This is a genomic window from Nocardioides luteus (assembly GCF_014648595.1).
GTDB lineage: Bacteria > Actinomycetota > Actinomycetes > Propionibacteriales > Nocardioidaceae > Nocardioides > Nocardioides luteus.
Genome location: NZ_BMRK01000029.1, coordinates 25,434 through 35,050 on the forward strand (window position 1 = coordinate 25,434; position 9,617 = coordinate 35,050).

The following is a 9,617-nucleotide window of genomic DNA, read 5'->3' on the forward strand; positions in this document are numbered from 1 at the left end:
GGGCCGGACTCGCCGCGGGTACGTCCAGAAGATGAGCAGACGGGAGCGCGAGACCATGCGGCGTCTGCTGGACGCCGGCGGCACGACGTACGCGGAGGAGGCCGGGATCCGGCTCCGCGACAAGCCGTCGCCGCTCTACCGGCTGCTCGTCCTGACGATGCTGTCCTCGACCCGGATCACGACCGACATCGCGGTCGCCGCGTCACGCGAGCTCTCCAAGGCCGGCTGGCGTACGCCCCAGCGGCTGCTCGACTCGACCTGGCAGCAGCGCGTCGACGCTCTGGGCCGGGGCCACTACCGCCGCTATGACGAGAGCACCGCGACCAAGCTCGAGGAGCAGGCCCACTGGCTGCTGGAGAACCACCGCGGCGACCTCCGCAACCTCCGGCCGGCGTCTCGCGACGACGCCGACGCGCTGATCGACGCCCTCGCCGACTCGCCGCGGATCGGTCCGGTGGGCGCCCGGATCTTCTGTCGCGAGGTGCAGGACGTGTGGCCGGAGCTGTCGCCGTTCCTCGACGACCCGCTGCTCGAACAGGCCCGTGACCTGGCCCTGCCCGACGATCCCGACGAGCTCGCCGAGCTGGTCCCCGACGGCCGCTGCGCGCCGCTGGCGGCCGCGCTCACCCGGGTGCGACACGGCCTTCCGGGACTTTAGACCGGGCTAGTCCCTCCCGTGTGCCGTGTTCCCGCTTAGGATCACCGCATGGTTCGCGGGGAGTCGAAGAATGCGCCGAGCATGGCGGATGTGGCAGCCCTGGCCGGGGTGTCGCACCAGACCGTGTCCAGGGTGGTCAACGGCTCCGACGCGGTGCGCGGCGACACCCGCGACCGGGTGCTGGCCGCGATCGAGGAGCTCGGCTACCGGCGCAACAAGTCGGCACGGGCGCTGGTCATGCGCCGCTCCGGACGTCTCGGGCTGCTCTACTCCCAGCCCCACCTCTACGGTCCGAGCATGCTCGCCGCCTCGGTGCACCAGGCCGGTCAGAAGGCCGGCTACGACATCATCCTGAGCCCGGTGCCGCACCTGGAGGCGGCCTCGGCGGAGCGGGCGATCGAGGCGTTGCTCGACGACGCGGTCGAGGCGGTGCTGCTCGGCGTCTCCCACCAGTCGTTCGAGGACCTGGTCGTCCAGCTCGCCTCCACGGTCGAGGTCGTGATGATCCACAGCGACCCGCCGGCAGGCGTGCGATCGGTGGGGATCGACCAGTACGCCGGTGCCGAGCTGGCCACGAAGTACCTGCTCGACCTCGGCCACCGCACCATCGCCCACGTGGCCGGTCCGGTCGGCTGGATCGACGCGCGCCAGCGGCGAGAGGGATGGCTCGGCGCCCTGCAGGACGCCGGCGTCGACCGCGGGCCCGAGATCTTCGGTGACTGGTCGAGCCGGAGCGGCTACGAGGCCGGTGCCGAGCTCGCCCGCGACCCGTCGGTCACCGCGGTCTTCGCGGCCAACGACTCGATGGCGCTCGGCGTGATCCGGGCGCTGCACGAGGCCGGCCGCCGGGTCCCTCAGGACGTGAGCGTGGTCGGCTTCGACGACGTCCCCGACGCTGCCTACCTGTGGCCGCCGCTGACCACGGTCCGCCAGGACTTCGAGCCGCTGGGCGCGCTCGCGGTCGAGGTCGCCACCAAGGCGATCGACCACGGGTCCGTCGAGGTGCCGCCGCTGCTGGCGCCCGAGCTGGTCGTACGCGACTCGGCGGCGCCGCGCTCGGGCGGCTAGCCGGGCCCGGGAACGCAGCAGGGAACAGCGGCAGGAACCGCGTCCGTATGTTAGCGTTCACATCGTTTCGATCCCCACCCCGAGCCGCCGGGCAGAAACGGAGCCGTGATGACGCAGCGAGCAGGCGACCTGCCTGACCTCGACCGGACCGCGCTCGGCATCGAGCTGGGTTCCACCAACATCAAGGCGTGCCTGATCGGGCCCGACCACTCGACGATCGCCACCGGCTCCCACCTGTGGGAGAACGAGCTCGTCGACGGCCTGTGGACCTACTCGCTCGAGGCCGTCTGGGCCGGGGTGCAGGGAGCGGTCGCCGCCCTGAGTGACGAGGTCGAGCGCCGCTATGGCACCCGGCCGACGACCTTCGGGTCGATCGGTGTCTCGGCGATGATGCACGGCTACCTCGCCTTCGACGAGGCCGGCGAGCTGCTGGTGCCGTTCCGCACCTGGCGCAACACCAACACCGCCGTCGCCGCCGAGGAGCTGACCGAGACCTTCGGCACCAACATCCCGCTGCGCTGGTCGGTCGCCCACCTCTACCAGGCGATCCTCGACGACGAGCCCCACCTGCCGCGGATCGCCTCCCTGACCACGCTCGCCGGCTACGTCCACCGCGCCCTGACCGGGCGGCACGTGCTCGGCGTCGGCGACGCCTCCGGGGTCTTCCCGATCGACGCCGCCACCGGGACGTACGACGCGCGCATGCTCGAGCAGCTCGCCGGTCTGGTCGAGGCCAAGCGTCCGGGCCTGAAGGTCGAGGCGCTGCTGCCGGAGGTCGTCCCCGCCGGCACCGACGCCGGCCGGCTCACCACCGAGGGCGCCGCGCTGCTCGACCCGACCGGCACGATCCGTCCCGGCATCCTGCTGTGCCCGCCCGAGGGTGACGCCGGCACCGGCATGGTCGCCACCAACTCGGTCGCCCAGCGCACCGGCAACGTCAGCGCCGGCACCTCGATCTTTGCGATGGTGGTGCTCGAGGAGCCGCTGGCCACCGTCCACCACGCCATCGACATCGTCACCACGCCATCGGGCGACCCGGTCGCGATGGTGCACTGCAACAACGGCGCCAGCGAGCTCGACGCCTGGGCCGGGGTCTTCGGTGAGTTCGCCGCCGCGCTCGGCCTTCCCAGCGACTCCGACGCGGTCTTCGGTGCCCTGCTCACCGCCGCGCTGAAGGGCTCGCCCGATGGCGGCGGCCTGCTGGCCTACAACTACCTGGCAGGTGAGCCGATCACCGGCCTCGACGAGGGCCGCCCGCTCTTCGTACGCACTCCCGGCAGCCGACTCGACCTCGCCGGGTTCGCCCGCGCCCAGGTCTACGGCGTCTTCGGCACCCTCGCCCTCGGCATGCGCGTGCTCGCCGAGCAGGGTGTCGAGATCGACGCGATGTTCGCCCACGGTGGCCTGTTCCGCACCGCCGGCGTCGCGCAGCGGCTGCTCGCCGCGGCCATCGGTGCGCCGGTCGCGGTCGGCCGCACCGCCGGAGAGGGCGGGTCCTGGGGGATCGCGGTGCTCGCTGCGTACGCCCGGGCGGTCGAGACCGAGCGCGATCTCGCCCTGAGCGCCTATCTCGCCGAGCGCGTCTTCGGCGACATCGACCTCGAGGTCGTCGAGCCGGATGCCGCCGACCTCGCCGGGTTCAAGACCTACCTCGACCGCTATGAGGCCGGCCTGGAGATCGAGCGCGCCGCCGTGGCCGCGCTCGACACCGGGGCCGGTGCCGCTGAAGAAGGAGAGCAGTGATGACGGGCGTACCCGCCGCGCTTCGCGAAGCCGTCGACGCCACCAAGGAGCGCGTCGCCGCGCTGCACGCCGAGCTGCCCCGCTGGGAGCTGGTCGTGTGGACCGCCGGCAACGTCTCCGAGCGGGTGGTCAACCCCGACGGCGAGGACCTGCTGGTCATCAAGCCCTCCGGTGTCGCCTACGAGGACATCACCGCCGAGGCGATGGTCGTGTGCGACCTGGCCGGCAATCTCGTCGAGGGCGACCGGTCGCCGTCCTCGGACACGGCTGCCCATGCGTACGTCTATGCCAACATGCCGGAGGTCGGGGGAGTGGTCCATACCCACTCGACCTACGCCACCGCCTGGGCCGCGCGCGGGGAGGAGATCCCCTGCGTGCTCACCATGATGGCCGACGAGTTCGGCGGGCCGATCCCGGTCGGGCCGTTCGCGATCATCGGCGACGACTCGATCGGTCGCGGCATCGTGGCGACGCTGCGGGAGTCGCGCAGTCCGGCGGTGCTGATGCAGAACCACGGCCCGTTCACCATCGGCAAGGACGGCCGTGCCGCGGTGAAGGCGGCGGTGATGTGCGAGGAGGTCGCGCGCACCGTGCACATCTCGCGCCAGCTCGGCCAGCCGCTGCCGATCGACCAGAGCCACATCGACTCCCTGCACGACCGCTACCAGTTCGTCTACGGCCAGCACTGAAAAGGACCCCCACATGAGCAAGCCATACGCCGACCGCGAGGTCTGGTTCTTCACCGGCAGCCAGGACCTCTACGGCGAGGAGACCCTGCGCCAGGTGGCCGAGCAGTCCCAGGAGGTCGCCCGAGCCCTGGACGCCTCCTCCGACGTACCGGCGAAGGTCGTGTGGAAGCCCGTCCTGAAGGACTCCGCGTCCATCCGCCGCGCCATGCTCGAGGCGAACTCCGACGACAACGTCCTCGGCGTCATCACCTGGATGCACACCTTCAGCCCGGCCAAGATGTGGATCTCCGGGCTGGACGCGCTGCAGAAGCCGCTCCTTCACCTGCACACGCAGGCCAACGTCGAGCTCCCCTGGTCGGAGATCGACATGGACTTCATGAACCTCAACCAGGCCGCCCACGGTGACCGGGAGTACGCCTACATCGCGACCCGCCTCGGCGTCGCCCGCACCACGGTCGTCGGCCACGTCTCCAACCCCGCCGTCACCCGCCGCGTCGGCACCTGGGTGCGCGGTGCAGCCGGCTGGGACGCCACCCACGGCCTCAACCTCGTCCGCTTCGGCGACAACATGCGCAACGTCGCGGTCACCGAGGGCGACAAGACCGAGGCCGAGCTGCGCTTCGGCGTATCCGTCAACACCTGGGGCGTCAACGACCTCGTCGCTGCTGTCGAGGCGGTCTCCGAGTCTGCCGTCGACGCGCTCGTCGCCGAGTACGAGGACCTCTACGACGTCGTACCCGAGCTCCGCCGTGGCGGCGAGCGCCACGACTCCCTGCGCTACGCCGCCCGCCAGGAGATCGCCATGGAGGCGTTCCTGACCGAGCGCGACGCGATGGCGTTCACCACCAACTTCGAGGACCTCGGCGGTCTGCGCCAGCTCCCCGGCCTCGCCGTACAGCGGCTCATGGGCAAGGGCTACGGCTTCGGCGCCGAGGGTGACTGGAAGACCGCCGTCCTGGTGCGCGCCGCCAAGGTGATGGGGGAGGGTCTTCCCGGTGGTGCCTCGCTCATGGAGGACTACACCTACGACCTCACCCCGGGAGCCGAGCTGATCCTCGGAGCGCACATGCTCGAGATCTGCCCCTCCCTGACCACCTCCAAGCCGCGCGTCGAGATCCACCCGCTCGGCATCGGTGACCGCGAGGACCCGGTCAGGATGGTCTTCGACGCCGACCCCACCGAGGGTGCCGTCGTCGTCTCCCTGGCCGACATGCGCGACCGCTTCCGCCTCACCGCCAACGTCGTCGACGTGGTCGCCCCCACCCAGGAGCTGCCCAACCTCCCCGTCGCCCGCGCCGTGTGGTCCCCCCGCCCCGACTTCGCCACCTCCGCCGAGTCCTGGCTCACCGCCGGCGGCGCCCACCACACCGTCATGTCCACCGCAGCCGGCATCGAGGCCTTCGAGGTCTTCGCCGACATCGCCCGCACCGAGCTCCTGGTCATCGACGAGTCCACCACCCGTCGTGGCTTCGCCGACCAGGTGCGCTGGAACCAGGTCTTCTACCGGGTGGCGCAGGGTCTCTGAGTCTGGTGCGTGCCCTCGCCGCCTCAGGCGGCGAGGGTGTGTTCCAGGAGTACGCGGCGGAGCTTGCGCTCTGCTGGTGAGAGTGGTGGCGGGGCTGGTCGCCAGGTCTCGGGAGGTGGGCTGGTGTAGTTATGTCCCGTCGGGGTGATAGTGGTGATGCTGCCGTCGGGTTCTGGTCTTGCTTGCCAGCCGAGCGACTCCTTCGCCTGATTGCATCTTTCGCACAAGCCTTGGAGATTCTCGGCGCTCGTGTTGCCGCCTTCTGTGTGACGTTTGATGTGGTCGATGTTGCGGATCGGCGCGTCGCAGCCGTTGGTGCGGCAGATTGCTCCGTCACGGGTGGCGATGAACTCGGCCAGCCCGTCTGGTGCCTTTCGTGACCGTGACTCCATGGCGATGAGTTGGCCGGTGGGGTCGGTGAGGAGGCGGCGAATGAACACTTCGGCGTCGTTCAGAGCGTCGCGTGCCCAGGCGGATGGGACGGGGCCGTAGCCCTCAACCATCGCGGGCTGGTCGGCGTTGTTGGTGAGTGAGTCGGCGGTCATGACGATCTTGACCTCGGTCTTCGGTTTCGCGCCGGTCTCGCGGCCGGTGAGGCGGTCGACGAGGGTGTCGGCCATGACCTGGCCCCTTGTGCGTTGGTCGCCGGCGGCTTGGGCTGTCTTGGCGGCCTGGTCGAGGGCGGCGAAGACCGCGACGCCGTCTTTGACCGGAAGCAGGGCACCCAGCCAAGTCATGGTGTCTGGTGCTGTGGGTTGGTGTGTCGACGATGGGGGTCTCGACAAGCTCGACCTCCGGTGTCCGGGCTCAGGGCGGTCGTCCGCGGGCACGGACTGTGTTGGTCTCGACGCGCTCCGCCCAGGGGCTCCGGCGGCTCGACCAGCGTGGGCGAGGGGTCCCTACTTACCCCAACGTCGGCTCTTTCGAAGCCTCGTGAGCCCGCGCCACACTCCTCGCCGCCGCCCCGATATTGGCGGGATCTTTTCTCGATCGGGTGCCGAGTCAAGGATGGCCGAAGGCCACCGCGCAAGCGGCGCCCGTAGGGCGTCCTTGACGCGGCGCGTGATCGAGAGACACTCAGAGATCGGGTCGGCGGCGAACCCGGGAGCGAAAAGCACAGTCGCTTAGCGATGTCCGCACGCGCGTGGTCTCGACGAGCTCGACCGCCGGAGGCGGGCTCGACCTCCGGCGACGGCTATGGACGCCAACCCCACACATCGGATAAGTTGCCAACCTGTCATACAAGCAACCCCAGGAGCCCCCATTGCCCGCCGACAAGATCACCTCACTCACCCTCTCCCACGTCGTCCTCCCGCTAGACACCCCCGTGAGCGACGCGAAGGTCCTGACGGGGCGGCAGAAGCCGCTGACGGAGACGGTGCTGCTCTTCGTGGAGGTCACCACGGAGCAGGGGCATGAGGGGATGGGGTTCAGCTATTCGAAGCGCGCGGGTGGGCCGGCGCAGTATGCACACTTGAAGGAGATCGCCGAGGTGGCGGTCGGGCAGGACCCGTCCGACATCGCCAAGATCTACGAGTCGCTGATGTGGGCGGGGGCGTCGGTGGGGCGCAGCGGGGTGGCGACGCAGGCCGTCGCGGCCCTCGACGTGGCCCTCTATGACCTCAAGGCGCGGCGTGCGGACCTTCCGCTGGCCAAGCTCCTCGGCGCCCACCGCGACTCGTGCCGGGTCTACAACACCTCGGGAGGCTTCCTCCAGGCGAGCGTCGAGGAGATCAAGGAGAAGGCCACGGCCTCGCTCGCGGCGGGGATCGGTGGGATCAAGATCAAGGTGGGGCAGCCGGACTGGGCCGAGGACCTCCGTCGGGTGGAAGCCATTCGTGAACACCTCGGCGAGACCCCGCTGATGGTCGACGCCAACCAGCAGTGGGACCGTGCCCGCGCCAGGAGGATGTGTCGCGAGCTGGAGCAGTTCGACCTGGTCTGGATCGAGGAGCCGCTCGACGCCTGGGACGCGGTGGGGCACGCCGACCTGTCGCGTACCTTCGACACCCCGATCGCGACCGGCGAAATGCTGACCTCGGTGCCGGAGCACATGGCGCTGGTCGACGCGGGCTACCGCGGCATCGTGCAGCCGGACGCGCCGCGCATCGGTGGGATCACGCCGTTCCTGAAGTTCGCCACGCTCGCCGCCCATGCCGGGCTGGCGCTCGCCCCGCACTACGCGATGGAGATCCACCTCCACCTCGCAGCCGCCTACCCGACCGAGCCCTGGGTCGAGCACTTCGAGTGGCTCAACCCGCTCTTCGAGGAGCGCATCGACATCCGCGACGGCCGGATGTGGGTGCCCGAGCGTCCCGGCCTGGGTTTCACGCTCAGCGACCAGATGCGCCGGCTCACGGTGGAGACCGCTAAGTTCTCCGCATGACCATGAGCAGCGGGCTGGCCGACCGCGTCGTCTCCGGGATCAAGGACCAGATCCTCTCCGGGGACCTCGCGCCGGGCGCCAAGCTGCCCTCGGAGTCCGACCTGGTCGCGACGTACGGCGTCTCGCGGACCGTCGCGCGGGAGGCGATCACGCGGCTGCGCGCCGAGGGCCTGGTCGAGACCTTCCAGGGTCGTGGGTCCTTCGTGCTGGCGGTGCCGGCGCCGTCGCCGTTCGCGCTGGAGTCCTCCGCAATCCGTACGCAGCACGACGTGCTCGACATGGTCGACTTCCGCCTCGGGGTGGAGTGCGAGGCGGCAGCCCTGGCCGCCAGGGAGCTCGACGAGGAGACCGCGCGCTCCATCGAGGAGGCGCGCGAGGCGCTCGCCACCGCCCACCCCGACGAGGCGGTCGAGGCCGACTTCGCCTTCCACCGCGCGGTCGCCGCGGCGACCGGCAACCGCTTCTACCTCGACCTGATGGACTCGCTCGGGCCGATGATGATCATGCTGCCGCGTACGCAGCTGAGCGAGACCTACTCCCACGTCGACGCCCTCCACGTCGAGCGCGTGCAGCGCGAGCACGACAACATCGCCGAGGCCATCCTCGCCGGCGACGCGGACACTGCGCGGGCCGCGATGCGGGTGCATCTGGGCAGCACCCGCAGGCGTCTCCAGCAGGGATGATGTTGCCTCGGCGGGCATCGTTCGAGTCTGCATCGGTATTGGCTGCCCGAGTGTGAGCCACGTCACGATTGAGGGATGAATCGACCTGCGAAGAAATCCCCACCGAGCTCGACTCTGACCCGCCGCCGTCTCGTCCAGGCGGCCGCCGCCGGCCCGCTCCTCGGCGCCACCACCGGCGTCGCCGCCGGACTCACCACCCCCGCCTCGGCCTCGACAGCGACAGCGACATCGACAGCGACCTCCGCCGACACCGTCCGCGACGCGATGCTCCGCGCCGCGACGTACATGGACGAGACCGTCTCCTACCAGGGCGCCTACGTCTGGAGCTACCGCCCCGACCTGTCCCTGACCTGGGGCGAGATGGAGGCCCGGCGCACCATGTGCTGGGTGCAGCCGCCGGGCACCCCGACCGTCGGGCACGCCCTGCTCGACGCGTACGTCGCCACCGGCGAGCAGCGCTTCCTCGACGCCGCGCGGCGCACCGGCCGGGCCCTGGTCCGCGCCCAGCGTCCCGAGGGCGGCTGGAACTACATCCACGACTTCGCGGGCCCGAGGTCGCTGCGCCGCTGGTACGAGTCGATCGGCATCAACGGCTGGCGGCTCGAGGAGTTCCAGCACCTCTACGACAACTCGACCTTCGACGACGCGGCCACCTCGACCGCCGGCCAGCTGATCCTGCGACTGCACCTGATCGACCCGCGTGACCGCGACTTCGATCGGTCGCTGGAGAGGGTCATCGGCTTCATCACCGACGCCCAGATCAGCGGAGGCGTCGGTGACGGCGGCTGGCCGCAGCGCTGGTTTTTTAATGATACGGCGACCACCGAGATGCCGTGGCCGAAGAAGCTGCCCTCGTGGCTGCCCG

9 protein-coding genes are annotated in these 9,617 nt (G+C 70.4%); 8 read left to right on the forward strand and 1 reads right to left on the reverse strand.

What is annotated here, in order from left to right; translation table 11 throughout:
• Positions 1 to 31 precede the first annotated feature (31 nt).
• From IEY81_RS22550 to araA, 5 genes are all read left to right on the forward strand, one after another.
• Positions 32 to 658, forward strand: coding sequence for an endonuclease (locus IEY81_RS22550; RefSeq protein WP_189120746.1), 627 nt, complete (start codon positions 32 to 34; stop codon positions 656 to 658).
• A gap of 81 nt (positions 659 to 739) precedes the next feature.
• Complete coding sequence (locus IEY81_RS22555; RefSeq protein WP_189120747.1) at positions 740 to 1,726, forward strand: LacI family DNA-binding transcriptional regulator; 987 nt, start codon at positions 740 to 742, stop codon at positions 1,724 to 1,726.
• Between the two features lie 108 nt (positions 1,727 to 1,834).
• Positions 1,835 to 3,469, forward strand: coding sequence for a xylulokinase (locus tag IEY81_RS22560; RefSeq protein WP_189120748.1), 1,635 nt, complete (start codon positions 1,835 to 1,837; stop codon positions 3,467 to 3,469).
• Positions 3,469 to 4,158, forward strand: coding sequence for an L-ribulose-5-phosphate 4-epimerase (locus IEY81_RS22565; protein ID WP_189120749.1), 690 nt, complete (start codon positions 3,469 to 3,471; stop codon positions 4,156 to 4,158). Before IEY81_RS22560 ends, IEY81_RS22565 begins: the two co-directional genes overlap by 1 nt.
• Before the next feature lie 13 nt (positions 4,159 to 4,171).
• The gene (araA, locus tag IEY81_RS22570; protein WP_189120750.1) at positions 4,172 to 5,683 is read left to right on the forward strand and encodes an L-arabinose isomerase; all 1,512 of its coding nucleotides are present in this window, start codon (positions 4,172 to 4,174) and stop codon (positions 5,681 to 5,683) included.
• 23 nt (positions 5,684 to 5,706) lie between these two features.
• Here araA and IEY81_RS22575 read toward each other — a convergent pair whose 3' ends face one another.
• Positions 5,707 to 6,513: an HNH endonuclease gene (locus tag IEY81_RS22575; RefSeq protein ID WP_229788090.1), complete on the reverse strand. Its 807-nt coding sequence runs from the start codon at positions 6,511 to 6,513 to the stop codon at positions 5,707 to 5,709.
• Positions 6,514 to 6,947: 434 nt separating this feature from the next.
• Between IEY81_RS22575 and IEY81_RS22580 the strand changes: the two genes are divergently transcribed.
• The 3 genes from IEY81_RS22580 to IEY81_RS23990 all read left to right on the forward strand — a co-directional run.
• Positions 6,948 to 8,069, forward strand: a complete 1,122-nt coding sequence (locus tag IEY81_RS22580) for an L-talarate/galactarate dehydratase (RefSeq protein ID WP_189120751.1) — start codon at positions 6,948 to 6,950, stop codon at positions 8,067 to 8,069.
• Complete coding sequence (locus IEY81_RS22585; protein WP_229788091.1) at positions 8,066 to 8,752, forward strand: FadR/GntR family transcriptional regulator; 687 nt, start codon at positions 8,066 to 8,068, stop codon at positions 8,750 to 8,752. The genes IEY81_RS22580 and IEY81_RS22585 overlap by 4 nt, the downstream gene beginning before the upstream one ends.
• 75 nt (positions 8,753 to 8,827) lie before the next feature.
• A partial coding sequence (locus tag IEY81_RS23990; RefSeq protein WP_229788092.1) for a hypothetical protein occupies positions 8,828 to 9,617 on the forward strand: 790 nt, incomplete at its 3' end.

What these genes read in the sequence shown, in the direction of transcription:
- IEY81_RS22550 (WP_189120746.1), top strand. Translation starts at nt 32, where the DNA reads ATGAGCAGACGGGAGCGCGAGACCATGCGGCGTCTGCTGGACGCCGGC.
- IEY81_RS22555 (WP_189120747.1), top strand. Translation starts at nt 740, where the DNA reads ATGGCGGATGTGGCAGCCCTGGCCGGGGTGTCGCACCAGACCGTGTCC.
- IEY81_RS22560 (WP_189120748.1), top strand. Translation starts at nt 1,835, where the DNA reads ATGACGCAGCGAGCAGGCGACCTGCCTGACCTCGACCGGACCGCGCTC.
- IEY81_RS22565 (WP_189120749.1), top strand. Translation starts at nt 3,469, where the DNA reads ATGACGGGCGTACCCGCCGCGCTTCGCGAAGCCGTCGACGCCACCAAG.
- araA (WP_189120750.1), top strand. Translation starts at nt 4,172, where the DNA reads ATGAGCAAGCCATACGCCGACCGCGAGGTCTGGTTCTTCACCGGCAGC.
- IEY81_RS22585 (WP_229788091.1), top strand. Translation starts at nt 8,066, where the DNA reads ATGACCATGAGCAGCGGGCTGGCCGACCGCGTCGTCTCCGGGATCAAG.